The 26,632-nt window shown below is 53.4% G+C and carries 27 protein-coding genes; 19 read left to right on the top strand and 8 right to left on the bottom strand.

What is annotated here, in order from left to right; translation table 11 throughout:
• Window positions 1-6 precede the first annotated feature (6 nt).
• Window positions 7-264, top strand: a complete 258-nt coding sequence (locus tag ACJY2L_RS06230) for a hypothetical protein (RefSeq protein WP_439213241.1) — start codon at window positions 7-9, stop codon at window positions 262-264.
• Window positions 265-435: 171 nt separating this feature from the next.
• Window positions 436-1,383: a hypothetical protein gene (locus ACJY2L_RS06225; protein WP_439213240.1), complete on the top strand. Its 948-nt coding sequence runs from the start codon at window positions 436-438 to the stop codon at window positions 1,381-1,383.
• A gap of 307 nt (window positions 1,384-1,690) precedes the next feature.
• Here the strand turns inward: ACJY2L_RS06225 and ACJY2L_RS06220 are convergent, their stop codons facing one another.
• A complete protein-coding gene (locus ACJY2L_RS06220; protein ID WP_439351288.1) occupies window positions 1,691-2,368 on the bottom strand; it encodes a transcriptional regulator in 678 nt (225 codons plus the stop codon).
• Window positions 2,369-2,811: 443 nt separating this feature from the next.
• On the opposite strand from ACJY2L_RS06220, the gene ACJY2L_RS06215 reads away from it, so the two are divergent.
• Window positions 2,812-3,057: a hypothetical protein gene (locus ACJY2L_RS06215; RefSeq protein ID WP_439213238.1), complete on the top strand. Its 246-nt coding sequence runs from the start codon at window positions 2,812-2,814 to the stop codon at window positions 3,055-3,057.
• A 54-nt stretch (window positions 3,058-3,111) separates the two neighbouring features.
• Here ACJY2L_RS06215 and ACJY2L_RS06210 read toward each other — a convergent pair whose 3' ends face one another.
• A complete protein-coding gene (locus tag ACJY2L_RS06210) occupies window positions 3,112-4,236 on the bottom strand; it encodes an FUSC family protein (RefSeq protein ID WP_439213237.1) in 1,125 nt (374 codons plus the stop codon).
• 299 nt (window positions 4,237-4,535) lie between these two features.
• On the opposite strand from ACJY2L_RS06210, the gene ACJY2L_RS06205 reads away from it, so the two are divergent.
• The 9 genes from ACJY2L_RS06205 to ACJY2L_RS06165 all read left to right on the top strand — a co-directional run bounded on the left by ACJY2L_RS06205 (window position 4,536) and on the right by ACJY2L_RS06165 (window position 14,849).
• The gene (locus tag ACJY2L_RS06205; protein WP_209502452.1) at window positions 4,536-4,772 is read left to right on the top strand and encodes a DUF2171 domain-containing protein; all 237 of its coding nucleotides are present in this window, start codon (window positions 4,536-4,538) and stop codon (window positions 4,770-4,772) included.
• Between the two features lie 305 nt (window positions 4,773-5,077).
• A complete protein-coding gene (locus ACJY2L_RS06200; protein ID WP_439213236.1) occupies window positions 5,078-5,533 on the top strand; it encodes a GNAT family N-acetyltransferase in 456 nt (151 codons plus the stop codon).
• A gap of 174 nt (window positions 5,534-5,707) precedes the next feature.
• Window positions 5,708-5,803 carry a K(+)-transporting ATPase subunit F gene (gene kdpF / locus ACJY2L_RS06195; RefSeq protein ID WP_071852572.1) on the top strand — a complete coding sequence of 32 codons (96 nt, stop codon included), beginning with the start codon at window positions 5,708-5,710 and terminating at the stop codon, window positions 5,801-5,803.
• Window positions 5,803-7,482 (top strand): potassium-transporting ATPase subunit KdpA, encoded by a 1,680-nt coding sequence (gene kdpA / locus ACJY2L_RS06190; protein ID WP_439213235.1) that lies wholly within the window; start codon window positions 5,803-5,805, stop codon window positions 7,480-7,482. The genes kdpF and kdpA overlap by 1 nt, the downstream gene beginning before the upstream one ends.
• Window positions 7,482-9,539 (top strand): potassium-transporting ATPase subunit KdpB, encoded by a 2,058-nt coding sequence (gene kdpB / locus ACJY2L_RS06185; protein WP_187485296.1) that lies wholly within the window; start codon window positions 7,482-7,484, stop codon window positions 9,537-9,539. Before kdpA ends, kdpB begins: the two co-directional genes overlap by 1 nt.
• Window positions 9,540-9,550: 11 nt before the next feature.
• Entirely contained in the window at window positions 9,551-10,126 is a 576-nt protein-coding gene (gene kdpC, locus ACJY2L_RS06180; protein ID WP_439213497.1) for a potassium-transporting ATPase subunit KdpC, read from the top strand.
• A gap of 9 nt (window positions 10,127-10,135) precedes the next feature.
• A complete protein-coding gene (gene kdpD, locus ACJY2L_RS06175) occupies window positions 10,136-12,799 on the top strand; it encodes a two-component system sensor histidine kinase KdpD (protein ID WP_439213234.1) in 2,664 nt (887 codons plus the stop codon).
• Window positions 12,796-13,470 carry a two-component system response regulator KdpE gene (gene kdpE, locus ACJY2L_RS06170; protein WP_439213233.1) on the top strand — a complete coding sequence of 225 codons (675 nt, stop codon included), beginning with the start codon at window positions 12,796-12,798 and terminating at the stop codon, window positions 13,468-13,470. Before kdpD ends, kdpE begins: the two co-directional genes overlap by 4 nt.
• 170 nt (window positions 13,471-13,640) lie before the next feature.
• Window positions 13,641-14,849, top strand: coding sequence for a sugar transporter (locus ACJY2L_RS06165; protein ID WP_439213232.1), 1,209 nt, complete (start codon window positions 13,641-13,643; stop codon window positions 14,847-14,849).
• Between the two features lie 53 nt (window positions 14,850-14,902).
• On the opposite strand, the gene ACJY2L_RS06160 is transcribed toward ACJY2L_RS06165, so the two are convergent.
• The 4 genes from ACJY2L_RS06160 to ACJY2L_RS06145 form a co-directional block, all read right to left on the bottom strand.
• Window positions 14,903-15,796, bottom strand: coding sequence for a LysR family transcriptional regulator (locus ACJY2L_RS06160; protein ID WP_439213231.1), 894 nt, complete (start codon window positions 15,794-15,796; stop codon window positions 14,903-14,905).
• A 17-nt stretch (window positions 15,797-15,813) separates the two neighbouring features.
• Window positions 15,814-16,152 carry a hypothetical protein gene (locus ACJY2L_RS06155; RefSeq protein ID WP_187485292.1) on the bottom strand — a complete coding sequence of 113 codons (339 nt, stop codon included), beginning with the start codon at window positions 16,150-16,152 and terminating at the stop codon, window positions 15,814-15,816.
• Between the two features lie 43 nt (window positions 16,153-16,195).
• Window positions 16,196-16,768 carry a manganese efflux pump MntP gene (gene mntP / locus ACJY2L_RS06150; RefSeq protein WP_067436647.1) on the bottom strand — a complete coding sequence of 191 codons (573 nt, stop codon included), beginning with the start codon at window positions 16,766-16,768 and terminating at the stop codon, window positions 16,196-16,198.
• A 506-nt stretch (window positions 16,769-17,274) separates the two neighbouring features.
• Window positions 17,275-18,282, bottom strand: coding sequence for an NAD(P)-dependent oxidoreductase (locus ACJY2L_RS06145; RefSeq protein ID WP_439213230.1), 1,008 nt, complete (start codon window positions 18,280-18,282; stop codon window positions 17,275-17,277).
• 101 nt (window positions 18,283-18,383) lie between these two features.
• Here ACJY2L_RS06145 and ACJY2L_RS06140 point away from each other — a divergent pair, with 101 nt between their 5' ends.
• The 5 genes from ACJY2L_RS06140 (at window position 18,384) to ACJY2L_RS06120 (ending at window position 22,586) form a co-directional block, all read left to right on the top strand.
• Window positions 18,384-18,998, top strand: coding sequence for a TetR/AcrR family transcriptional regulator (locus tag ACJY2L_RS06140; protein WP_439213229.1), 615 nt, complete (start codon window positions 18,384-18,386; stop codon window positions 18,996-18,998).
• Between the two features lie 172 nt (window positions 18,999-19,170).
• Entirely contained in the window at window positions 19,171-19,389 is a 219-nt protein-coding gene (locus ACJY2L_RS06135) for a ParD-like family protein (RefSeq protein WP_034950480.1), read from the top strand.
• Complete coding sequence (gene map, locus ACJY2L_RS06130; protein WP_439213228.1) at window positions 19,370-20,158, top strand: type I methionyl aminopeptidase; 789 nt, start codon at window positions 19,370-19,372, stop codon at window positions 20,156-20,158. The genes ACJY2L_RS06135 and map overlap by 20 nt, the downstream gene beginning before the upstream one ends.
• Before the next feature lie 526 nt (window positions 20,159-20,684).
• The gene (locus ACJY2L_RS06125; protein ID WP_439213227.1) at window positions 20,685-21,323 is read left to right on the top strand and encodes a hypothetical protein; all 639 of its coding nucleotides are present in this window, start codon (window positions 20,685-20,687) and stop codon (window positions 21,321-21,323) included.
• A gap of 342 nt (window positions 21,324-21,665) precedes the next feature.
• The gene (locus tag ACJY2L_RS06120) at window positions 21,666-22,586 is read left to right on the top strand and encodes a hypothetical protein (protein WP_439213226.1); all 921 of its coding nucleotides are present in this window, start codon (window positions 21,666-21,668) and stop codon (window positions 22,584-22,586) included.
• A 209-nt stretch (window positions 22,587-22,795) separates the two neighbouring features.
• Here the strand turns inward: ACJY2L_RS06120 and ACJY2L_RS06115 are convergent, their stop codons facing one another.
• Both ACJY2L_RS06115 and ACJY2L_RS06110 read right to left on the bottom strand, forming a co-directional pair.
• On the bottom strand, window positions 22,796-23,710 hold the full coding sequence (locus ACJY2L_RS06115; protein ID WP_439213225.1) for a toll/interleukin-1 receptor domain-containing protein: 915 nt from the start codon (window positions 23,708-23,710) through the stop codon (window positions 22,796-22,798).
• A gap of 487 nt (window positions 23,711-24,197) precedes the next feature.
• Complete coding sequence (locus tag ACJY2L_RS06110; RefSeq protein WP_439213224.1) at window positions 24,198-25,100, bottom strand: LysR substrate-binding domain-containing protein; 903 nt, start codon at window positions 25,098-25,100, stop codon at window positions 24,198-24,200.
• Window positions 25,101-25,189: 89 nt separating this feature from the next.
• Between ACJY2L_RS06110 and ACJY2L_RS06105 the strand changes: the two genes are divergently transcribed.
• Both ACJY2L_RS06105 and ACJY2L_RS06100 read left to right on the top strand, forming a co-directional pair.
• Window positions 25,190-26,206, top strand: a complete 1,017-nt coding sequence (locus ACJY2L_RS06105) for an NADP-dependent oxidoreductase (protein WP_439213223.1) — start codon at window positions 25,190-25,192, stop codon at window positions 26,204-26,206.
• Window positions 26,207-26,267: 61 nt separating this feature from the next.
• Window positions 26,268-26,570 carry a putative quinol monooxygenase gene (locus ACJY2L_RS06100; RefSeq protein WP_439213222.1) on the top strand — a complete coding sequence of 101 codons (303 nt, stop codon included), beginning with the start codon at window positions 26,268-26,270 and terminating at the stop codon, window positions 26,568-26,570.
• Window positions 26,571-26,632 lie beyond the last annotated feature (62 nt).

Below are 26,632 nucleotides of genomic sequence, written 5' to 3'. Positions count from 1 at the left end.
GTCATCATGAAACGTTCATTACTGCTTTGCCTGATCGGTGCCTGCCTTAGCGTCAGCGTGGTTGCGCAGCCAACCACTACGCCGTGGCAGCCCCCATCCTCACCGACCATGGTGCAGTTAACGCCAGCGGCCGCCAAATGCGACCTGTCGCGCTGTCAGCAGGATTGTTATGTCGCCCGGACGCATTGCAAAAACAAAGAGGGCGGCGGCTGTAGCACCGAGGCGCAAATGTGTGTGCAGGCCTGCACCAACCAGTGTCGCTAAATGACCCAAGCCTGGATGTCTGAAAGGAAAACGGGTGCGTAACTAAGGTGTAATCTGATTTTGGATGCAGGCGGATGAAACAGCATGAACTCACCAGGCGTGAGGCTGTCATCACCTGTTCCGGCAGGCTACACTAGCGCGCTTATTACTATCAGAGGTCAGAAAGTTATAATGGGTTATCGTTTTATTTCTGCGGCGCTGTGCGCCACGCTATTCCTCACCGGCTGTGCTAAACACTCCACGGCCGATGCGCCTAACGAGTTCGCTTCCGGCCCTACCCAAATCAACGTATCGCATATCTTCACCCGCGCGGATGATGGCTCGGTGGTGTTTGTCACCATCGACGGCAAAAACGCAGGCGTGCTGACCGGCGAAGAGAAGCAAAAATTCTTTGTTCCGGCGGGCAAACATCGCGTTGGCGGTTATGTGCAAACCCTGCTGGGCATGGGCCGTGTGACCATCGCGCCGATTGAAGTCACCACATCAGAACAGCAGATCCGTAATATCGCCTACTCGGTGACGCGCACTAAGCCCGGTTTTGCCGAAGGCTCGCCAACGCCGGTAGAAAAGAAAAAGCCGGTAGAGGCCGCGCCCGTTGCCGCGCCAGCACCTGAAGCTACGAAAGCGCCTGCACTGCCTGCTATCCCCACTGCGCCTGCGGTAATTGAAGCGCCTGGTGCTGAGAAAGCAACGCCTGAAACCGGCACCCCGGCCACGACGCAAACTCCGGCGACCACGCAAACGCCAGCGACAACGCAAACGCCAGCGACAACGCAAACGCCAGCGACAACGCAAACGCCGGCGACAGCGCAAACGCCGGCGACAACGCAGACGCCAGCCACGACGCAAACGCCAGCGACCACGCAGACGCCAGCGACAACGCAAACGCCAGCGACAACGCAAACGCCAGCGACAACGCAGACGCCAGCGACAACGCAAACGCCGGCGACAGCGCAAACGCCGGCGACCACGCAAACTCCGGCGACAACGCAAACTCCGGCGACAACGCAAACGCCAGCCGCCGTACAGCAGCAGCCGGTGATTGAAGCACCGGGCGCAGAAAAAACCACAACGGATACGTCTGCGACGGAAACTGATACAGGATCAACAACGAAGTAAGGGTTGAGCAGGCAGAAAAAGGGGAGTTGCCGAAGCGAGAAGCGGGCACCTGACTCTTTCACAGGAGGAAAGGTACGGCTCCGCGCTTCGGCAGGCTAACCATAACAGGATTACCTGAGCAAACCGGGAGCGCATTCGCAATGCCAGCGCTTTAGGAATTTGCCTTATGTCGAATGCTGCACAGGTTATCTGCCAGCATAAAAAGCGAGCGTTATCCGATCGGAAGCAACATCACCGCTACCCGGCCTGAACAGCAGGCCTGGATACAACGGTGAAAGCTAAATCGGGAAGCGAAGGGAATGGGGGATCAGGCAGAGCGTAAACGGCGTTTTAGTGGTTTGGTAATTGAGCGATCCGGGCCGCACAGCATAACCGGTTTGCCAGCCGCTTTATCGTCATGATAATGCTGATGCGATGCTTCGCTGATACCGGCACCACACCACAACATATGATGTTCGTAGCCGTCGGTGGCATCCATCGTGAAACGGGTAATATCCACACTGAATCCCTGACCACCCAGCCGAATCGCTTCCAGCCAAATCTCAGTTTCATCGGCCACGCTCAGTGCTTGCAGCAGCACCAGCGGCGTCGCCTTATTACGCGCGGAGTGGCGCATGTTCAGGCTGGCGCGTTTCATGACGCAGTGATGAAAGCGCGCAAGACGGCGATCGGCACCGCAGCGCTTGTCATCATACAGCCACCGGCTCAGCGGCCGCATCAGGCTGTTGATAAAGTCGTCGCCGCTGAAGCTGTCCGCCAGCGTGCGCAGCTCACGATAGAGTGAGCGGTCGGAGCCATATTCCAGTTGCCAGATGAGATCGCCTTTACGGCCCATCCAGCCTGCGGTATTCACCGCCCGCGCTTCCAGATGCGCCTGGCTGATTTCGTTTTGAGTCGCACCTGATGCGGTTACCTGCATCATGCTTTGAATCTCGCCAAGCTGAACATCGTTCCAGCCTTGCTGAATATCACTGCGCGTTATCAATCCACTGCGGTACCAGCGGCGAAGATTAGCCGGCTGAGAACCTGTTATGGCGCAAACGCTGTCAGTTGTGTGAAGAGTCATACTGTGCCCTCATAGGAGGGGAAAGGCCGCCAGCTTTCGCCGGGGATGAACAGACAGTATGAAGCGAATACCTGTGGAAAGATACAGTTAAACATGCTGATTACAATAATTGAAAAGGTGGGCTTTGCCTAAATCTTCACCGGAAACAACAGCCTGAGTTCTGCACGCTAACGGTGCAATGAAGGTAAAATAGCTTATTTGGCAGGAATAACTGATAAATTGAATTAAAGTAGTGAATAAAACTACTTAAAGGCAACAAACCCGTAAACCGATCATAGATTGCTAGCGATGGGACGATTATCTCACCTCACCATTAATGCTAACTACAGTAAGGTAACACGCCAACGTTGTAAGGCTATCATGTGACTAAGTTTGAAGAACTCGTATTTTATCCGATAACCGGATGGCACATTGGGCCAGTGAGCGGGCATCCCGCGATCGTACTGCAGTTCAGTTACACCGAAGCGCAGGCGTTGCCGGGCACCGATCCACAGGAATCGGTGTTTTTTAGTCTCACCGCCGGGATGACCCGTAAACTGATCGCCAGCCTGAATCAGCATCTGGCTTACATTGAAGATCCCGATTACGTCGCCCCGAAACGCCATTAGCCTCGCTTGCTCTTTCTGCGCGGTCCTGGCGGCCTTGCTATCCGGCATATCAGATTAACGCTTCTCTCTGTTCCCTGTATCTCTGCGACGAAAAGATCGTGCAGCATCCGGTAAACGCGCCGCGCGCTGACGAAGTTTTTTCATTACGTGAAAATCGGTCATCATTCGCGCCAGCACAATGGCACAGAGCGCAAACAGCGCGCCGGTGGTGGTGGAAATCACCCGGTTGATTGCCACGTTATGCTGAGGCAAACCAAGGCTGGACATCAAAAAGATCACCGTTACTGTGACCAGAAAAGTGAAAATAAAGTAGGAGCGCGTCGCCAGCGTGTAGGAGGCGGTAAAGGCCACATAGCCAGTTACTGTCAGACCAACCGCCAACATCAGCGGTGTATGCAGGAACGTCAACAACAGCGTGGCGGTCAGGCTGCCGAGCAGCGTACCGAGAATGCGGGCTGGCACGCGGCGTACCGACTGACGAAAATCGTTGCGTAAGCAGAGCAGCAGCGTCATGCCCGCCCAGTAGCCGTTGCCCACCGCATGACGTTCCACCAGCCAGAGGGCGATTCCCATCGCCGCCATGGCGAAAAACACGCTCCAGCCAATATGGATTTTTTGCCGATAGCGTTGCCTGGCGTGCTGAAAAATAGTTGCCCAGGTGTGGCGCGTGACGTCCTGTAGCTGAAAGCGGATTTTACTGAACAGCAGCACCAGGCAGACAATCTGTAGCAGGCCACCGATACCGACCAGTGCGGCACGCTCAGCGGCATGGAGAGGGGAACCGGCAAAATAACCGGCTACCAGCCAGGCGATCGCACATTGCAACAATGCCCACCACAATCCACTCTGAATCGATGCCAGCATCGCGTAGAGCCCGGCGTAAAGCATCGAGCCGAAGATATAGACCGGCATTACATTGCCCGCCAGGCTGCCAAGCCAGGTCGATACCGTAACGCCCACCGCCGTTGCCAGCAACAGCAATAATGACGACGATTCCCAGGTTTTATTAGCACCGTAGGCCAGAGTAATGGCGCCACTGGCAACGATGCTTGCCGTTTGCATTCGCTCCAGATAATAGCCGACAAAGAAAATCAGCATCAGCGCCGGTAAACAGCACAGGCCAAGCCAGGCATCATGTTTTAGCGTCGAAGGGAAGTCGGTGACGGTTAATCGTTTCACCGTTTAAGCCTGCATGTTTTCATCATTTTCTCCGTGTCATTTACCGGCTTGCCCGCGCAATCAATCAGACGTGCTTACCTTTATCCATCGTGGTTTAAGGGTGGCGGCAATTTAACGCCCGACCAAAGCCGGTTTAATTAAAATCATCAACCTTCTCATCAGGATAATAACGCCTTTATGCCACTAACGCGGATACGCAACATAATTCTAAATGTAACTTCTGTTTTCATTGCACTGCGAAATTGGCAATTCCAGCATTTATTAACTAACTTAATTCAGGTCATTAACAGGAGGAAATTATGGTAGATAAAAGCAAAATTCTGGATCACGCTCAGATTGTGGACGTCAACGGCGAACACGTTGGCGTTGTTGATCACCTTGATGGCGATGAGAGCATCAAGCTGGTGAAAAACGATCCGGAAGCAGGCGGCAAGCACCATATTATTCCGCTGGCCTGGGTAAAAGAGATTGATGACAACAAAGTCATTCTCTCTAAAAATAAAGATGAAGTGGAAAGCCACTGGAAAAGCGCGTAATTGCCTTTACGTCTGAAAAAATAATGCAGATCTGCCGCGACAATCGGTAGATCTGTTTTTTATATATTGAATGAAACAGTAATGGCGCTAATCCTTTTCCTCTATTTTTCTCTCTTGTATCTGTTGGCCCTCACATTATTCTTTATCGCAGCGATGCTTTTTCCCTCCGGCGTCGGCGAGGGATAATTCTGATAATTAATCTGGCAGCGTAAATATAATCCTCACGGTTGGACAACCTGTTGAGCACACTCTATAAAAGATGCCACACCGCGTTATCTTCCTTTTTCTGACAGAGAATATTAACCATGATCCTTCGGCCCATGACCGCAGACGAGTTTCCCGCTTACCGTGAGATTTTCATTAAAGAATATGCCGATGATATCGCCTCATCGCGCGGCTGCTCCGAAGATGATGCGCTAACCCGCGCCACCTCTTCGATCGATCTGACGCTGGAGCAGGGCGTTAACACGCCGCAAAACCGTCTGCTGTGCATTGCGTCGCCTGCAGAGGATACGCTGGGCTATCTCTGGCTGGTGGTCAGCGGTCAGACCGTCTGGATCAGCGATTTTTATATCTATCCGCAATGGCGCGGTCAAGGACTGGGCGCTGAGGCGCTGGAGCTGCTGGGCAACGTGCTGATGGTGGAAGGCATTACTGAGATCGGCCTGCGCGTGGCCACGCAGAATGGTGCTGCCAAACACCTGTACGAAAAAGCGGGCTTTGCGGTGACCGGTTTTAATATGTCCAAATCGCTGATCTGATCGCGTTATCACCTCCGCACCGCCGCAATGGCGCGCGGAGGTTGTCCGTTTTTACTCCTCTATCCGGCTGTTCTCCACGCATTTTTATATTTTCTTTATATCTGCCGTTTGTATCTTTACAACAAATATATAGCCCCTTCCGTAGACTCACTCCGACGCTAATTAATTCGGAGAATGACCGTGAGTACAGCATTACTGGCTGGCATCGCGCTGGTGTTCATATTACTGGCCTACTTGTTTTACGCCCTGTTCAGAGCGGAGGAGTTCTGATGGCCGCACAAGCGTTTTTACTCCTGGCCTGCTTCCTGGCGGTGCTGCTGCTGTTAGCGCAGCCGCTGGGACGCATGATGACCGCAATGGTGCTGGATCGTCCGGGTGGCAAGCTGGAGAGCGCACTATGGCGGATCTGCGGCGTGCGTCAGGATGAGATGAACTGGCGGCAATATCTGCTCGCCATTCTGCTGTTCAACCTGCTGGGCGTGCTGTTTCTGTTTGCGGTTCTGCTGCTGCAGGGCATGCTGCCGCTTAATCCGCAGGGGTTTCCGGGCTTATCCTGGCATCTGGCGCTGAACACGGCGATCAGCTTTGTCAGTAACACTAACTGGCAATCTTATGCCGGTGAATCAACCATCAGCTACTTCAGCAGCATGGTTGGTCTGACGGTGCAGAACTTCCTTTCAGCGGCAACCGGCATGGCGGTGGTCTTTGCCCTGATGCGCGGCTTTACCCGCCACAGCACGCAGGATTTAGGCAGCGCCTGGCGCGACCTGCTGCGCATTACGTTGGGCGTGCTGCTGCCGCTCTCTCTGCTGCTGGCGCTGTTTTTTATGCAGCAGGGCGTGATTCAAAATCTGCTGCCGTTTATTACCGTGCATACGCTGGAAGGCGCACAGCAAACCTTACCCATGGGGCCAGTGGCCTCGCAGGAAGCGATCAAGCTGCTGGGCACCAACGGCGGTGGGTTGTTTAACGTTAACTCCGCTCATCCGTTTGAAAACCCCACTGCGCTGACCAACTTCGTGCAGATGCTGGCGATTTTCCTCATTCCGGCCGCGCTCTGTTTTACCTTTGGCAATGTGGTGCGCGATCGTCGTCAGGGCCATACCGTGCTGTGGGCGATGACGCTGCTTTTTGTCGCTGCCGCGCTGCTGGTGATGCTGGCGGAGGTCAACGGCAACCTGCATCTGACCGCGTTGGGCGGTGACAGCGCCATGAACTGGGAAGGCAAAGAGAGCCGCTTCGGCATTCTGAACTCGGCGCTGTATGCCGTGGTAACCACGGCCGCATCCTGCGGCGCAGTCAACGCCATGCACGACTCCTTTACCGCGCTGGGCGGCATGGTGCCGCTGTGGTTAATGCAGCTGGGTGAAGTGGTGTTTGGCGGCGTCGGTTCCGGTCTGTACGGCATGTTGATGAACGTGCTGCTGGCGGTGTTTATCGCCGGGCTGATGATTGGTCGCACGCCGGAATACCTGGGTAAAAAAATCGGCGTACCGGAAATGAAGATGGCGGCAATCTATATCCTGATCACGCCGTCACTGGTGCTGCTCGGCACGGCGCTGGCGATGATGACCGACGCGGGCCGTGCGGGCATGCTCAATCCGGGCGCGCATGGCTTCAGTGAAGTGCTGTATGCGCTCTCATCTGCCGCCAACAACAATGGCAGCGCCTTTGCCGGTTTATCTGCCAATACGCCGTTCTGGAATCTGCTGCTCGGCATGGCGATGCTGGTGGGCCGTTTTGCCCCTTTTATTCCGCTGATGGTGATTGCGGGATCGCTGGCCAACAAAAAAATCCAGCCTGCGACCCCCGGCACCTTACCGACCCATGGGCCGCTGTTTGTTGGCCTGATTGTCGGCACCGTGATGCTGGTTGGCGCGTTGACCTTTGTGCCTTCGCTGGCGCTCGGTCCGGTTATTGAACATTTGCAACTCCGGGGTATGAACTGATGGAGAAGTCACAGCGCGGGCATTCGCTGCCTGCACAACAGCGAAACGCCATCTGGCGCACGGCGGTTACCGCCTCATTCCTTAAGCTCGATCCGCGGGCGCAGTACCGTAATCCGGTAATGTTTGTGGTCTGGCTGGGCAGCGTGCTCACCACCTTACTGGCGATCAATTTAGCCGCGCACCAGCAGCCAGTGGCCTTTACCGCGGCAATCAGCCTGTGGCTTTGGTTCACCGTGCTGTTCGCCAACTTTGCGGAAGCGCTGGCGGAAGGGCGCAGCAAGGCGCAGGCGGAAAGCCTGAAAGGCATCAAGAAAACCAGCTGGGCGAAAAAACTCGCCTCGGCGGACGTCAATGCGGCGCAGCAGCAGGTTGCGGCCGACAGCCTGCGCAAAGGCGACTTTGTGCTGGTCAGCGCGGGCGACATCATCCCGTGCGACGGCGAAGTGCTGGCGGGCGGCGCCTCGGTGGATGAAAGCGCCATTACCGGTGAGTCCGCGCCGGTGATCCGTGAGGCGGGCGGCGATTTCGCCTCCGTCACCGGCGGCACGCGCATTCTCTCTGACTGGCTGGTGATCTGCTGTAGCGTCAACCCGGGCGAAACCTTTCTGGACCGCATGATCGCTATGGTGGAAGGCGCCAGCCGCCGGAAGACGCCCAACGAAATGGCGCTGACCATTTTGCTGATTTCGCTCACCATCGTGTTTCTGTTGGCTACCGCTACGCTCTATCCGTTTTCCGCCTGGGGCGGCAGACCGGTCAGCGTCACGGTGCTGGTGGCGCTGCTGGTCTGTCTGATTCCTACCACCATTGGTGCGCTGCTGTCGGCCATCGGCATCGCCGGTATGAGCCGCATGCTGAGTGCTAACGTGATCGCTACCAGCGGACGTGCAGTGGAAGCGGCGGGCGACGTCGATATTCTGCTGATGGATAAAACTGGCACCATCACGCTCGGTAACCGTCAGGCCAGCGCCTTTTTACCGGCGGACGGCGTGCAGGAGCAGCAACTTGCCAGCGCCGCGCAGCTGGCCTCGCTGGCGGATGAAACGCCGGAAGGGCGCAGCATCGTGATTCTCGCCAAGCAGAAATTTAACCTGCGTGAGCGCGATCTCAGCAGCCTGGCCGCCACCTTTATTCCCTTCTCGGCGCAGAGCCGCATGAGCGGCGTCAACATGGGCGAAACCTCGTTGCGCAAAGGCGCGGCAGATGCTATTCGTCGCCACATTGAAAGCAACGGCGGCCAGTTCCCGGCCAACGTTGAGGCCACGGTGGAAGCGGTGGCCCGTAAGGGCGAAACCCCGTTGGTGGTAGCCGAAGGCAATCAGGTGCTCGGCGTGGTCGCGCTGAAAGATATCGTTAAAGGCGGTATCAAAGAGCGCTTTGCTGAGCTGCGCAAAATGGGCATCAAAACGGTGATGGTCACCGGCGATAACGCGCTCACCGCCGCGGCGATTGCCGCCGAAGCGGGCGTGGATGATTTTCTGTCAGAAGCGACGCCGGAAGCCAAGCTGGCGCTGATTCGTCAATATCAGGCGGAAGGGCGCATGGTGGCGATGACCGGCGACGGCACCAACGATGCACCGGCGCTGGCGCAGGCCGACGTGGCGGTGGCGATGAATTCCGGTACGCAGGCGGCCAAGGAAGCGGGCAACATGGTGGATCTCGATTCGAACCCGACCAAACTTTTGGAAGTGGTGCACATCGGTAAACAGATGCTGATGACGCGCGGATCGCTGACCACCTTCAGTATTGCCAACGACGTGGCGAAATATTTTGCCATTATTCCGGCGGCCTTTGCGGTGACCTATCCGCAGCTCAATATGCTGAACGTGATGCGCTTACATTCGCCCGATTCCGCCATCATGTCGGCGGTGATTTTCAACGCGCTGATCATCGTGCTACTGATTCCGCTGGCGCTAAAAGGCGTCAGTTATCGCCCAATGTCAGCCGCGGCGCTGCTGCGTCGCAACCTGTGGCTGTATGGCGCCGGTGGCCTGGTGGTGCCGTTTATCGGTATCAAACTGATTGATATGCTGCTGACCGTTGCCGGTCTGGGCTGAGGAAAACGATGATGAATGCTTTACGTCCTGCGGTTTCTGTTTTCGTACTGCTAACGCTGCTCACCGGCGTCGCCTATCCGCTGCTCACCACGCTGCTGGGCAACCTGTGGTTTCAAAATGCGGCGCAGGGATCGCTGCTGATCCAGCAGGGAGAAGCACGCGGCTCGCGGCTGATTGGGCAGGAGTTCACGCGCGCGGACTATTTTCACGGTCGCCCATCGGCAGCCGGGGAAAAGCCGTATAATGCGTTGGCCTCATCGGGCAGCAACCTCGCCGCGAGTAATCCGGCGCTGGATGAGGCGATTCGCCAGCGGGTCAGCGCGCTGCGTGCCGCTAATCCGCAGGCCACTGGTGCCATCCCTACCGATCTGATTACCGCGTCGGCCAGCGGCCTCGATCCCGATATTTCACCGGCAGCGGCGCAGTGGCAACTGCCGCGTGTGGCGCAGGCGCGCCAGCTGCCGACCGACGTGGTGGCACGACTGATCGCGCAATCCACCACGCAGCCGCTGATGCGCTTTATCGGCGAACCGGTGGTTAACGTGCTGCAACTTAATATGGCGCTGGACGCCCTGGATAAGCATTAAGGAATAACGATGGTTGATGAACCGCTGCGTCCCGATCCCGATCTGCTGCTGGCGCAGGCGGACAGCGCTCGCCGGGGAAAGCTGAAAATCTATTTCGGCGCCTGCGCGGGCGTGGGCAAAACCTGGGCGATGTTGCAGGAGGCGCGGCGGCTGCGGGCGCAGGGGCTGGATGTGTTGATTGGCGTGGTGGAAACCCATAACCGCCAGGAAACCGCCGCACTGCTGGAAGGGCTGGAATATTTACCGCGTCGCGGCAGCAGCAGCGCCTTCGATCTCGATGCCGCGCTGGCGCGCCATCCGGCGGTGCTATTAATGGACGAACTGGCCTATTCCAATCCGCGCGGCGCACGCCATCCCAAGCGCTGGCAGGACATTGAAGAGCTGCTCGACGCCGGTATCGACGTGCTGACCACGGTCAACGTGCAGCATCTGGAAAGCCTGAATGATGTGGTCAGCGGCGTCACCGGCATTCGGGTACGGGAAACCGTGCCCGATCCTTTTTTTGATTCAGCCGCGGACATTGTACTGGTCGATCTGCCACCGGACGATCTGCTGCAACGGCTGAAAGAGGGCAAGGTTTACGTGGGCGATCGCGCCGAGCGCGCCATCGAAAACTTTTTCCGCAAGGGCAATCTGTTTGCGCTGCGTGAGCTGGCGCTGCGGCGCACCGCCGAACGGGTGGACGATCAGATCCGCAGCTGGCGCGATGGTCAGCGTCATGAAGAGAAAGTATGGCATACCCACGATGCCATTCTGCTCTGCCTGAGCGGCCGTCGCGGCAGCGAAAAGCTGGTGCGCGTTGCCGCGCGGCTGGCCACGCGGCTGGGTTGCGAATGGCATGCCATCACCGTGGAAACGCCTTCTTTATATCATCAGGGGCAGGCGCGCCGTCGTGCCGTGCTGGCGACCTTACAACTGGCGCAGAGCATGGGCGCACAAACCGCCACGCTTTCCGACAGTGACGAAGCGGATGCGGTGGTGCGTTACGCCCGTGAACACAATCTCGGCAAGGTGATTCTTGGCCGTGCGCCAAAACGTCGCTGGCGTCTCAGCAAAGATTTTACCCAGCGCCTCAGCCAGCATGGGCCGGAACTCGATCTGCTGATCGTGGCGATGGATGATGCCGCGGCGGTGGGTCCGCTGAAAGCGGTGCCGGTGCGCAGTAAATGGCAGCGTCAGCTACGCGGATCGCTGGCCGCTGCGGCGCTTTGTGCGTTGATCACCGTCGGCTGTCAGTGGCTGCTGCCGGGCTTCTCGCCAATTAACTTCGTGATGATCTATTTACTGGGCGTGGTGCTGATCGCCATGACCTTTGGCCGTCTGCCGTCGGTGGTCGCCGCGCTGCTCAACATCGTCGCCTTCGATCTGGTATTCATCGCGCCCACCGGCTCGTTTGCGGTCACTGACTCGCAATATCTGGTGACCTTTGCGGTCATGCTGACCGTGGGCGTGATCACCGGCAATCTCACCGCGGGCATGCGCTATCAGGCGCGGGTGGCGCGTTATCGTGAAAAGCGCGCCCGTTATCTGTATGAGATGGCGCGTGAACTTAGCCGTGTACGCGTGCCGCAGGATATTCCGGCGGTGTGCCAGCCGGTGGTCAGCGCCGCGCTGGTGGCGCGTTGCGAAATCTGGCTGCCGGATAAGCAGGGCAACTTTATCGCACCGGAACAGAAACAGCTCAACACGCTGCCGGAGCCCGCCTTTCTGCAGTGGAGTTCGCATAACGGGCAAATCGCAGGCGCAGGCACCGACACCTTGCCCGGCGTGCCCTATACCATCGTGCCGCTGATCGCCTCCGGCGAAACGCTGGGATTGCTGATCGCCGAAACCGAAGGCGGCTCGCTGCTCATTCCCGAACAGCAACGCCTGCTGGAAACCTTTGTCGTGCTGATCGCCGGCGCGCTGGACCGGCTGGAACTGACGCGCCGTGAACAGCATTCGCGGCTGCTGGTGGAAAGGGAGGAGCTGCGCAATTCGCTGCTCGCCGCGCTCTCGCACGATTTGCGCACGCCGCTGACCGTGCTGTTCAGTCAGGCGGAGATCTTAATGCTCGATCTCGCCACTGACCAGTCACCCTATGCGTCGCAGGCCGACGCCATTCGTCAGCAGACGTTAAGTACTATCCGGCTGGTGAACAATATTCTCGATATGGCACGCATAGAGGCGGATGGATTTCACCTGCGCATGGATTGGCTGGCGCTGGATGAGATCATCGGCAGCACGCTGCGTTCGCAGGCGTCAATGCTCGGCGATCGTCAGGTGCAGCTCCAGCTGCCGGAAGAGATGGTGCTGTTTCGCGCCGACGGCCCACTGCTGGAGCGGGTATTTGTGAACCTGCTGGAGAACGCGGTAAAGTACAGCGGACCCGATGCCGACATTGGCATTGAGGCGAAGGTCGATGGCCAGACGCTGATCCTGAATTTTTGGGACAGCGGGCCCGGTGTGCCTGTCGGCATGGAGCAGCTGGTGTTTGACAAATTTACCCGTGGCAACAGCGAATCCTCGATTCCTGGCGTCGGTATCGGTCTGGCAATTTGTCGCGCCATCGTCGGCATGCATCAGGGTGAAATCAGCGTCGTCAATCGACCACAGGGCGGCGCCTGTTTTTCAGTAAGATTGCCGTTATCATTGCCTGAAACGGCGCTGCACCCGGAAGAGGGAAGGGTATGAAAACGTTGCTGGTAATCGATGATGAAAAACAAATTTGTCGATTTTTGCGTCAGGCACTGGAAAAAGAGGGTGAGACCAAAGTGTATGAAGCGGATACGCTGGCACATGGGTTGACTACCGCGGCCGCGCGTCGTCCCGATTTAGTGATCCTCGATCTCGGTTTGCCCGACGGCGACGGCATGTCGTTTATTCGGCAGTTCCGCCTGTGGAGCGATCGGCCGATTATCGTGCTCTCTGCCCGCACCGACGAGGACGATAAGATTCAGGCGCTGGATGCCGGCGCTGATGACTTTCTCTGTAAACCCTTTGGCATGGGTGAACTGCAGGCGCGCGTGCGCGTGGCGCTACGACGTCATGAAACCGACAAGCCACAGGAAATCGCCTTCGGTGACATCAGCGTTAATCTCACCACCTCGCTGGTCACCCGCGCGGGCGAACTGGTGCATCTGACGCCGACCGAATTCCGCCTGCTGGCGCTGATGATCACCCATCCCGGTAAAGTGCTGACGCAAAAACATATCCTGCGGCAGATCTGGGGGCCAAACGCCGACCACAACAGCCAGTATCTGCGTATTTATATGGGACATTTACGGCAAAAGCTGGAAAACAGCTCTGCTCAGCCGCAGCATTTCATCACCGAAAACGGGGTGGGCTATCGCTTTGTACAGTGAATATTGCTGGCATTAGCAGGCCAATAGTTTACCTCAATGACTAAGTTGGCTAAAAAAACAACTTAAATTGTCGAAAAATGCGATAAATATCACACTTCTGTTGCATTCAACTCATCCGGCTTTAGAATCTGGCGCTTCATTTTTTTCGCAACCAGCTTCGCGGGTGATATATGAATTCAGTTTCTCGCAAAACCGCATGGTCTCGTGTTTTCACTCTGGCTGTCGCCGCGTTTATCTTCAACACCACGGAATACATTCCGGTGGGGTTGCTTTCTGATATAGGCGGCAGCTTTGATATGGCTACTTCTCAGGCCGGTATGCTGATGACGGTCTACGCCTGGATTGTGGCGTTGATGTCACTGCCGCTGATGCTGATGACCAGCCGCATCGACCGTCGGGCGTTGCTGATTGGCATCTTTACGGTGTTCTCGGCCAGCCATCTGCTCTCTTACTTCGCGTGGAACTTTGATGTGCTGCTGATAAGCCGCGCTGGCGTCGCGCTGTCGCATGCGCTGTTCTGGTCGATCACCGCGTCGTTAGCGGCACGGCTGGCACCCGCGGGCTGTCAGGCAAAAGCGCTGAGCCTGCTGGCTACCGCTACCGCGCTGGCCTCGGTGCTGGGCTTGCCGCTGGGCCGCATTATCGGTCAGAGCTTCGGCTGGCGCACCACCTTCCTGCTCATCGGCGCGGCGGCCTTTATGCTGCTCTGGCTGATCGTGAAAACCATGCCGCGTGTGGTGGCAGAGCACGGTGGCTCGCTGAAAAGCCTGCCGTCAATTCTGCGTCGCCCGGCGTTGCTGGGTCTGTACGTGCTGGCGGTTACCGTGGTGGCGGCGCACTTTACCGCCTTCACTTACATTGAGCCGTTTGTCGTGAATGTCGCACACCTGAGCGAAGGTTTTGCCACGCTGCTGCTGCTGGTATTGGGCGCTTCGGGCATTGTGGGCAGCCTGATCTTCAGCAAATACGGTGAGAACAAACTGTCGCTGGTGCTGGTTACCGCTATCGGCATGCTGTTTGTCAGCCTGATGCTGCTGCGTTCGGCAGCCGCCAGCCAGAGCACTATGGTGATGTTGGCGATGCTGTGGGGCATGGCGTTTATGATGATTGGCATGAGCATGCAGATGAAAGTGCTGCGCCTGGCGCATGACGCTACCGATGTGGCGATGGCGCTGTTCTCCGGCATCTTTAATATCGGTATCGGCGCCGGTGCGCTGCTGGGTAACAAAATCAGCACCACCAACTCGATGGCGTCCATTGGCTATGCGGGTGCCGTTCCGGCGCTGGCTGCGCTGTTATGGGTCGCCTTTATGATGCGTCGCTGGTGGGCAGTTTCGCCAACGCCAGCCAAGCCTGACGTGGTAGTGACAGAAGTCTGATTGCGCGCTGGCGCAGGGAAAAGGGTTATCGGCTGCGGCCGGTAGCCCTTTTTTTACGGCTGCCAGCGCACGGCATTGAGCAGGTGCGCAAAAGCGGCGGTGTGCTGTTTTCGGCTGGGATAATAGAGATGATAGCCGCTAAACGGCTCGCACCATGCGTCCAGCACCTTTACCAGCGTGCCTGTGGCGACCGCCTCGCTGACGCAATCTTCGGGCACATAGGCTAAGCCTAAACCAGCGATGGCCGCTTCCACGCGCGCATTGAGGTTGTTGAAGATCAGCTGGCCTTCCACCCGTATGCGAATCTGCTGGTCATCGCGGGAAAATTCCCACGGATAGACGCCGCCGTGTGTGGGCAGCCGCATGTTGATGCAGCGATGCTGCTGCAGATCCGTAGGCGTTTCAGGTTTACCCTGGACGGCAAAATAATCGGGCGCGCCAACCACTACCATGCGCCAGTCCGGGCCGATGCGCACAGCGACCATATCGCGGGCAATTTGATCGCCCAGCCTGACGCCTGCGTCAAAGCGATCGTTAACGATGTCGGTGAGCGTATTGTCGGTGGTCAGCTCAATGTTGACGTCGGGCCAGGCTTTGAGAAAGGGCTTAAGCAGCGGCCAGAGGGTAGAGGATAAGGCGTGTTCACCGGCGGTAATGCGCAGGGTGCCGGCGACCCGATCGCGGCGGTCGGTTAGCGCCACCAGATCGGTTTCAATCTGATCAAAGCGCGGGCCGATGCTGGCAATCAGGGTTTCTCCGGCATCGGTCGGCGCAACGCTGCGTGTGGTACGGGTGAGCAATCGCACGCCAAGCCGCTCTTCGAGACCGCGTATCGCATGGCTCAGCGCCGACTGCGATACGCCCAGTTTGGCAGCGGCGCGGGTAAAGCTGCGTTCACGGGCAACCACGATGAGATACCAGAGATCGTTAAAATTCTCTTTCAGCATGCGGCTGCTCCCGATGGTCAGCGTGCCAGCTGCGCTGTCATAATCTGCTGACAGCGGCCATTACCCTGTCCGGCGGCCTGTTTATCCGCAGGCGGCAGGGCCTGCCAGCTGGCAGCGATGCGGTCACCAAGCGACGGGTTATAAGTGGTTTTCTTCAGGGCGTAATCGGAATTACCGCCTTCAATCACCGCGCGCATGTCGTGTTCAAAGCGGCTGCTGTCATCGTGGCGAACGGTACAGAACACCGAGACGTAATACGCCTTGTCCTGTTCACTGTAATGAGGCGTCAGCCACCAGGCGACAGCGGCAATAACCGCACACAGCACGGCGATAATCAAAATTTTAGTTGAGGTCATAACATTCAGTCTGGCAGAAATGAGTGGCTCCGCCCGCGGCGCGTTAGCGCAGCAGGCCGAGGTGTTCGATGAGAATAGAGCTGCCGATGCCGATTAACACCACGCCACCGAGGATCTCAGCCCATTTGCCAATCGCCCGGCCAAGATAGCGACCCAACAGCATGCCACTGGCGGCCATCACCGTGGTGGTGGCACCAATGGTCAGCGCGGTAGCGATGATATTGACGTTGAGGAAAGCCAGCCCAACGCCGACTGCCATCGCATCGAGGCTGGTGGCGATGGCGGTAGTGACCAGCACCCAGAAGCTGTGTCGGCGCGGCACCTCGCTCTCATCGCAATTTTCTTTGCGTACGCCTTCATGAATCATGCGTAAACCGAGCAGCAGCAGCAGGCCAAAAGCGACCCAGTGGTCCCAGCTCATGATAAATCGGCTGGCGGCGAGGCCAATGCCCCAGCCGATAATCGGCGTCAGCGCTTCAATGCAGCCGAAGATCAGCGCGGTGCGTATCACCTCTTTCGCTGAAGGGCGAAGCAGCGCGGCGCCTTTGCCGATTGCGGCGGCAAACGCATCCATCGACATACCAAACGCCAGAATCAATACCGCAAAATAATCCATCAGACAGGTCCGTCGCTGTTGTCACAGCATGCTGCCGGACATCTCAAAAGAGCGCGTATCCTGCCACAGAACGCCTTCTAAAAAAAGTGTTATTTATCAGTCAATTATAACAGTTGCTAAGTTTTATAGCCTTGTCTATATTGCCGCCTGGAATATAGACAATCCTTGAACGTCCGCGCAGGAAAAATCCATGCGCGTACTCCCGATTAGCGGGAAAGGGCGGGCACCTTTTAAGTAGGCTCAACGATCCCGTACGTAAAATCCTTTCACATCATGCCGATAGCGGGGCGGTATCTGCTTCATTACTGCCTGGCAGCAGATGGCGCCGCTGAGGTTAGGGGAAGTCTGGGCGTTCCCTGGGATACTGCGTCAAAATCTGCGCCGGGTTTGTGCTACTTATGTTGTGAACCTCTACGACGTCCTCTTTACGTAACAGGCACGATTTTGGCTTATAGCGCTTAGAAACTGGCTGAAACAGTTTCAGCCAGTTTCTTCAACTTTTATCGCTATCGCAGCGGCAGTTGCATAAGCTGGCCGTTCTCTTCCTCAAGCCGCGTTAAGTAGTGCGCCGCATCGAGAATCTGATAAGGAAAATAGAGGCCCGGCGCAACCGGCGGCTTTCCATCCAGCCCGATCAATCGTTCAAGAAGCAGGGCAATTCCCATGCCCGTCAGGGGAGCAGCTCCACCCGGATGAACAACTGCACTCCGTGTATGAAGCGCCTTTCCAGCGTGATCGAGGCCGGTAAGGTCGATAATGATTTCGGTTGAGAATGTTCCGCCTTCGCGTCGGCTTGAACTGACCCCCATGCCCAGATCAAACTGAACGGTGTGCGCGCCTGTAGCGGTTGCCAGTCCAGCCACGTCGATCGAGGAGAAGCCTGTGGCATCGATTTCAGTGCCGTCGATTGCCAGGAATGTAGCCCTGGTGTCATTTCCTTCGCGCCATATGTAGGTGCCGGCGCGCCGGGTGAGCGCGGCGGGCAGCAGGTGATGCAGATGTTCGAAATCAGCGGCGACCGCAGGCCCGCCAACATCCTGCTCATCGACCAGGGCACCGATACGAATTTCATCTACCTGACTAAACGACTTGCTCAGATGAAGCGTAGGAACCGTCGTGGCCCCAACCAGCCACTCATAGCCCAGCACCACTGCCGACGCGCCCGGGGCATTCATAAAGCTCGCGATTTCCGGAGCAATCTCAAACACGCCGGAAGATATACTCAGATGCGGTACGCCGCGTGACTGAGCAAAGCGCAGTGTGGCCAGCGAAGAGTCCTTATAGAGAACGACCACCGCACTGACTTCTCGATCGCCAAGACCCAGGTTCGGGCAGCACGAGTCGATCTCTATCCCCTCCGCGCCTCCTATTTTTGCCGCTGCGCGCTGTGCCCTGGAGAAGTCACGGCCACCGATCAGCAAAGGTAAGTCAGGATAAGTTGTACGAATTGCCCGGGCAGTCTGGCGCCCAATAGCGCCGGAGCCGCCCAGTAGTAAGACAGGATGAAATGACATAAGCGTGGTTCCTTATTGACGTGATAAGCTACCAATAGTAGGAACAATAGCACCGTATTTACACGCAAGCTACTTTTAGTAGGTTTAACAGGATAAATACCATGAATGAGCACAATGCCCCGGCTGCGAGGTCGCCTGCGCGAAGATTGTCGAAAGCGGAAAGACGACAACAGCTGCTCGACACTGCGCTTCTGATCGTGCGGCAGGAAAATGCAGACAGGCTGACTCTGGGACATCTGGCGGTGCGCGCAGGCGTCTCAAAACCCGTGGTTTATGATCACTTCGCGACGCGTTCAGCGTTGCTGATTCAGCTGTACAGATGGATTGATATGGAACGCATCAGGACATTTACTGATGCCATGAGCGCGGCTCCCAGAAGCCAGCAGGAAACGGTAGGGATGCTGGCGAGCGCCTATATTCACTGCGCTGCGGATAAGACGGATGAGTTTCACGCAGTAGGTGCGGCGCTGGCGGGAAGCGAAGAGAAGGCAGTGGTTTTCCAGGAACTTCTGGACAACTGCGTCGCAATGTTTGTGTCAGTTCTGACGCCACATGCAAACATGAGACCTCAGGCGTTACGTCAGTGCTGCATTGGCCTGGTCGGCGCCGGAGAAGCATTATCCGTGGCGCTAACGCGTGGGCAACTTGAAGAAACAGAAGCCGTTACAGCCTTCACCTTGCTGATTAAAGGGCTAATGGCGACCAGCGAAAGCTAAAGGGTGTGCCTGGGATAGTGCTGTCATCTCAGGCGCATCAATGCAGATGTCAGCCTGACCTCAGGTCATGTTGTGCCAGAAGTAGACCTCAATGATAACGACAAAAATCACCATGACATCTTTCTGAGAAAAACATACAATTCATATATGTATTATTACGGAATGTATGTTTATGGGTATCGTTAAAATTTCAGATTTGCTGCATGAAGATGTCCGCGATGCCAGTAAAGCCATGTCGCGTTCAGTGAACGCGCAAGCAGAATATTGGATCCGCCTGGGTATGATGAGCGAGCTTTACCCGGACCTTAACTATCAGCAAATCAAGCTGATGATGCTGAAATCAGGCTCTGACCGTTTAATGGAGGTGATCAATGCCATCAATTCCCATTAAAACCAGCGATGAACTTGCCCGTCAGCGGCATGCAGGGACACTACTTGCTTCCGTTTTTGAAATGCTGGACGCATTTATTGTTCCGGGCGTCACTACCCTGGACATTAATAATCAGGCAGAAAAATTTATTGTTGAGCAGTTGCAGTCCCGCCCGGCCAGCAAAGGACAATATGATTACCCTTACGTATTAAACACTTCAGTAAATGAAGTCGTTTGTCACGGTATCCCTAAAGCTAACGAGTGCCTGAAGCCTGGCGCTATCGTTAACGTGGACATTACCCTGGAGAAAGAGGGAATGATTGCTGACTCCAGCAAAATGTACCTGATCGGCGACGTTTCTCCTTTAGCTCGCCGCCTGGTGAAGAAAAGCTGGGAAGCTATGTGGCTGGGCATTAAAGCGGTAAAACCAGGCGCGACGCTGGGAGACATCGGATATGCCATTCAGAAGCATGTTGAAAGCAGTGGCTACAGCGTTGTCAGGGAATATTGCGGACACGGCATCGGCAAAGAAATGCATGAAGCACCGCAGGTGCTGCACTACGGTAAACCCGGTACAGGCGAAGTGTTGCGTACGGGAATGGTTTTTACCATCGAACCGATGATGAATCAGGGCGACAGCAAAATAAAGACTAAAAAAGACGGCTGGACAGTGGTAACCCGGGATAAAAAACTCTCTGCTCAGTGGGAACACACCATAGCAGTGACCGCTGATGGTTTTGAAGTCTTAACGCTGCGTAAAGACGAAGTCATTCCAGACCATATTCTTTAAAACCCGGTCTCTCTGTAGAAAAAAATCAGTAAACCACACACCAACACCTGCGGAGTACATCATTAGGGTTGAAAGCAGCCAGGTGGCTTTTCCATGTAACATTTTATGTTCCTTGCTGTTAGTTTTTCTGACTTGTTATCGGCAATAGCTCAAACATCTGTGAGAAAAATGCCAACTTCGGTTCTTCACTCATAGCGGACGTTTATCTCATTCCGTCCGCTTTGTGCCAGAAGCGGACGTTGCTAGCATCGCAAGACGCCAATATATAGCGAGTAGATGAAAGTGTATTGCCACGTCACCGCATCGAAGAAATACTAAGGTAAATGGATAGTACTGATTCTTTTTTAACTATTTCGTAGTATTCTCTAGCCTTGTTTACTGCTCATAGCTATAGGTTCGATAAGTTAATCTACGGAAGGCTATGAATCTCCTGACAGAAGATAATCAATAAGCTATATATCTTCTTGAAGTAGCTGCGATAATTTTATTTTAAAGGGCTGTAATAGCGCAAAGGCGGGGTGTCAATATGCAACAGTATCTAAATCTTATATTTTTATCAATGCCAATAAACGCATTGGTTGTATTGCCGGTTCTTTTATTAAAAATTGATAAACGTGAAAAAATAGGGCTTGCCATTCGTTTGTATGTTCTTTCTATTTTTTTGGTTGCTTCAGCGATTACAATAGCAAGTAATTGCGTCAGCAATTCCCCGTCACTTCCAGTATGGGCGATGCTATTATCTGGTATCCTTTTTATGATTACGCTGGTTAACTATGTTAAATACTCGCGTAAGTTATTGAATAAATGGAAGAGACGTACCTTAGTCTTAGCTTCTTTTTTGATTTTGTTAGCTACAAGGGCAAACGTTGCAGATTTCAATTATGGAATTAGCAGCTTTACTATGGTGTGGTACGGTACTTTTATTTTTGCTTTTCTCCTTGCCTATATGGGAACCTCTGATGTGGAGAAACTGAATTCATTACACGCTGGCTTAATGAGCGCAACTTCACAAGGTAGAGTTGATAAAAGCTATGCCCCACAACATGAGATAGATCACGACGTACATATCAAAGGTAAGGATGTATTGAACGATCCAGGTGCCAGCCTTGTTGAGCGGCAGCGGTATAGCGATGCAATAAAGAAAAAAGAGAATCAAGAAGACTAAACGTTAATAGTTTTGATAGCTGCGATAAAGATAAATGCATTTTGCATTTATCTTTTCCACTTAGATTTTTTCTCCTGCTTTTAGCTCATAGCGGACCTTGTCCAGATGTCAGTCCGCTTTGTGCCAACAGCGGACTTTGCAAATAGTACGGTTCGCTAATCATTATGGTGGAGGCGACGTAATCTGTCTCATAACTTCCTAGCATTGCTTAAATCACTGAAAGCGCTTATATTGTCATTGCAAACTATCGTTTGATTTAGCATTAATGCTTTTGTTAATTAAAACTCAACCTAAACGAAAAAAAATAAAATTTTATATTTTACTTCATTGGGCAGAATTACTATGGACTGGAAAAACAATAAAGAAATTGCTGCATATTTTAAGTTTTCGAATGTTATAGAAAGTGACCCAAATGGGTTACGCCAGGCAATAGTCAGAAAAATGGCATCAATACATCCAGACAACACTAGTGGTATTTTTATTGATGACGAGTCAAAAAATCTATGGCAACACCTTAATTCAGCAAAAGAATTCATTGATAATCAGTCTATTGAGAAATCTAGGGATGAAAATGGCAAACAGTTAATACCCATGTCACAAGTGATGGATTTGGTTAAAGTGATTACTGCGACAGGAACTCAGACTGTTAGTATGACGCCTTCATTAATAAAGTCAGAAGTTCGGAGTGATACACGATCCCGTGCATTTCTCCCTCGATTGGGGTCAGGAGTATTTGCGACGCTAAGCGCTTTCTTTTTTACGTTTCCCAATACGGCTAAAGATAACCCAATCATTGGTCCTTGGCTACAACTCCCTAACTCGCAATATTATCTATTATGCGCGTCGTTATTATCAGGATGGCTCTTTATTAGAACTTGGATTCAAGAAAAGAGACAAGAAGAATTAATAGATTATTTATCATCTGATGAAGGACTTCGAAGAATTCTATTTAACATGTTCTGTGGACATGTTGAAATTAACATGTCAGGACGACAGTTTTCGTTTCCTAGTTTCACTCGCGCTATTAAATTAAGGCATAGTAATCGGGAGCTTAGTATTGTAAGAATTATGGAAGTATATAAATATTTATTATTGGGTGCAACGCCTAAGTTATCTCGATCTATTGTAGATAAAATAGCTTTAATGCAGATCGATAAACTTATTCAGCGGGGATTGGTTGTGGAATTACCCCATTCCGGATTGGATCGGATATTCGAACTTTCCGAGGCTGCGTATAATGATATTCGTCATAGATATTATTAATATTCATATAGCGTAGATGATATTTTCTTTAATCTAGTCAGTGTCTGCACACTTTGGATCTCCTATGATTGTACTGAACCCACCCTGCTAACATCAGCTCCTCGCTTAGAGCTGACGTCATCTCCCCATGTCCTGTCCGCCTCGTGCCAGGAGAGGCCCCTCTCGAAAAAAGGGACTGTAGTGTTATTGAATATATTCCTGATTTTTCACTAATACTTTTCAAATATTTCATAAGAGAACTCCACATGTGGATGAACATACTCTGCTGAATTAATTTCGTGTTGCACATTATCAATTGTTATAACGCAGAGAATCCCACTGGTATTTAGTAGGACAGCCTTTTGTTTTACAGTCGGAGTGACATAACGGCTAGGAGTTAAGAAGGAGGCGACAGTTAGCACATCAAAATCTGGAATTGTAATCAGCCCGACGGCTTTAAGCCCGCCATCTATAAGGAGGTAAACACTACTGTGTGAGTGTGCACCAAACACTATTTTAAACTGGTAATCACCATTTCCAACCGTATAGTGGGGATGGTCTCTGAAGCGAAAAATCTCGCGTCCCTTAAGTGCAGGATTCGCATAATGCGCAGGGTCGCGGAGAATATCAATATTTTCGAGCCGTGCAGCTCGTTGACGATGCACCGAAAATGGAATCGCATGCTTTTTGTCTGCTGGCAATCCTTCGATCCAACGCCAAATAGCATCAATCTGTTTAGAACCAGGGAACTCGTTTATATCGGGATTAAAATTAAAGTCGAAGCCCTTTGGTTTATGCTCCTCAAGCCAGTTAGGTAATTTCCGCTTAGGGTTTCGAACAAAGATCACCGATAACCATGTGCTTGGTTTGGTTATAAAAGCTTCACTTATCCATTTGTTCTCGATACCAACCCCTGAATTCGGATTATTGTTAGCTCGTTCGACATAGTTTTCATCGACAATCAACAGTACATGATCGGATTCGATAACCTCTCGCATGAAACCACTTAAGCTTGAACCATACCTTACAGATTCATCGATTTTAACCGTATAACCAATATGGTCGAGATGACTTGCGATTAATCTAACCCATTCCCTATGGACGTCTGAAGTCCAAGCGTATGAAATAAACAGATCGGTTTTCATTCATTAAGTCCCACTTAACACAGTTTGATAAGCGAATTTTCCATCCCAAATCCTCGTTTGGCAAATCCATTTATCTAAATCCAATATTGAGGTGGGTGCTTCCTGACCAAAGTTATCGCTATAAACATATAGGATAAAGGTCTCAACGCATTGTCCGCTTATCGCTCATAGCGGACATTGCGTGATTCCGATGTCCACTATGAGCCAGAAGCGGACGTTGTTGGCATAGTGTTATGTTGTAAACGGGAGCAGTTCATATTTCGGTAATACCCGGCCATCGTCGTGGAGAAGGTATTAAGCACCATCTCAGCGCCCCACCTTGAACAGACGCAACGGCCCTAAGGATGAGGTGTTGGTGACACGACCAGCCCGAACGAGCAGAATGTATGCCTGCTGTAGTCACATGGCGAATAATACTGGCAGACCCAAAACCATTGCTGCGGGCTGCAATGAGAATATAGAGATAGCCCCGTAACTCTAAGCTCGCCTAATAATAATCAATAAGATGATCCAGTAACGCACGAACAGCTGGATTAGACCGCCGGCTTTCATGCCAGAGTGCCGTAATATTATGCCGCTCAACTGCGAAATCGGTCAGTATCGGAACCAGTCTTTTGTTCTTTACCCATGAATCAGCCATAAAACTCGTCGCCATTCCTATTCCGCCTCCTGCAGCAACTAAGACCAGTACGGCTTCGCTTGCATCAACAACAACATCGGACGATGGCAAAATCTCTTTCTCTCGTTCCCCAACCTGAAAAGGCCAGCGAAAAAGCTGCCCTGTATGTTGATAACGCAGGTTTACCGTTTTATGGCTCATGAGGTCGCTTGGATTTTCAGGGGTAGAGCTATTGGCAAGATATTCAGGCGAGGCGTAACACCCCAGCCGGTACGGCGAGAGACGGCGCGACAGAAGATTTGAATCGTCAAGATCGCCAAGTCGGATGGCAATATCAATGCTCTCATCCACGATACTGATTACGCGGTCGCTCAACCGCAAGTCAATTTTCACTTTTGGATAAAGCGCGCAGAATTGCGGAAGTGCAGGCGCAATCATATGCAGACCGATTGGATATGACGCCGCAATACTTAGTGTACCTGCGGGCTCCGCACGCGCGCGTTTCGCTATCTGCTCAATCTCGTCTGCATCCTGAAGCAATCGTAACGCCCGCTCGTGAAGCTCACGGCCTTCTGCGGTTAAAACCAGCGAACGTGTCGTTCGGGTAAACAGGGTAATGCCAAGTTGCGTCTCCAGCCGCTGGATGCTCTTACTGATTGCTGAAGGTGAAACTGACAGGGAACGGGCAGCCGCAGTGTAGCTGCCGAGAACGCCAGCACGAGCGAATGCAATTAAACCTGTGAGTCTTTCAAAACCTATTTGTTCCTTCATGGCACAATTAAAGCGAAGTTTAGCCTAATTATCAATGTCAGACATTAGGCTTATCATCTGTTATCTGATTACCCTTAAGTGAGATTGTGATGACTGACATGATGAAAGCAGTACAGCTTCATGCATTTGGTGGGCCTGAAAACCTGCAATATGGCGAGACAAACCGTCCAGTGATGGGAAGCAATGAAGTACTCGTTAAAGTACATGCGGCCGGCCTTAATCCACCGGACTGGTATTTGCGCGACGGTTACCGGGCGCTCCCGCCTGAATGGTGGCCTGACTCGACATTTCCGCTCATTCTGGGAACAGACATATCAGGCGTAGTCGCAGCTGTCGGTGAGGATGTTTCGGAATTCACCATCGGCAACGAGGTTTATTCAATGGTGCGTTTTCCTCAGGGGGTAATGCATGGCAGCGGCGCCTATGCAGACTACGTGAGCGTACTTTCCTCTGAGCTGGCAATGAAACCCCTACATATCGGACATGTTCAAGCTGCGGGTGCGCCGATGTCTTTACTTACAGCCTGGCAGTTCCTTGTCGGGCTGGGTCACGATGCTCCCAATCCTTTTCAGTCCTTCAGGCATATACCTGTCCCACTTGAAGGCCGGACGGTGCTGGTAAACGGTGCCGGTGGAGGCGTTGGGCATTTTGCGGTGCAGATAGCCAAGTGGAAAGGTGCGCGAGTAATCGCCGTGGCTTCATCACGAAATGAGGAGCTTATGCGTGAGCTGGGGGCTGATGAGTTTATTGACTACACCAAAATTACAGCCGAAACCGCGGTAAAAAATGTCGATCTTGTGATTGATGCCGTTGGCGGTTCAAACATGGAGCGCTTCCTGACGTGTATCAAACCGGGAGGCGCGTTGTTTCTCGTCAACCCTCTGGGGTTTGCCGGACAGGAGGAGGCACTCAGAAAGAACATTACGGTTTCAAGCACGCAGGTACGCTCAAATGGTGCGCAATTAGCTGCTGCCGGCAGCCTTCTGGACGAGGGAATTATTCGGGTTGTTATTGATAGCACTTACCCATTAGCCATGGCGTCCGCTGCTCATCAGCGTGCTGCACTGGGGAGCATTCAGGGCAAGATCGTGCTCACTAACTTTTGATGATCACTATTCAGTCAGGCCAATAGTTGATTTCAGACAGATGGCAAAAAAAGGAGACCAGATGCTTATTATCAGCGGTTACATTCACGTCAGGCCTGAGGATTTGGTAGCATTTGTGTGCGATACACAGTCTCTGTCTAAAGCCGTGCGACAGCGCGAAGGAAACTATTCCTATGACATAGCCGTGAAAGATTATTCTGCTGGAAAGTTGCTCATATCTGAACGCTGGAAAGATCAGGCAGCACTTAGCGCCCATCTGGAATCCGCGGATACGCTTGCTTTTCTTCATCGATGGCAGGGTCGAATGACGGGTGAGGTTCGGAAATATGACGCTTTTAACGAAAGGGCCCTGATGGAGTTGTAAGTAAAATTAGATGCCATTTTTGCTGGCTCGTAATTACGGGCCTTTTGAACTTCCGCTTTTCG

The organism is Duffyella sp. Ts4 (assembly GCF_051851875.1).
GTDB classification, from domain to species: domain Bacteria; phylum Pseudomonadota; class Gammaproteobacteria; order Enterobacterales; family Enterobacteriaceae; genus Duffyella; species Duffyella gerundensis.
The sequence above is the reverse complement of the archived record's forward strand: the minus strand, read 5'-3'. Positions and strand labels throughout refer to the sequence as shown.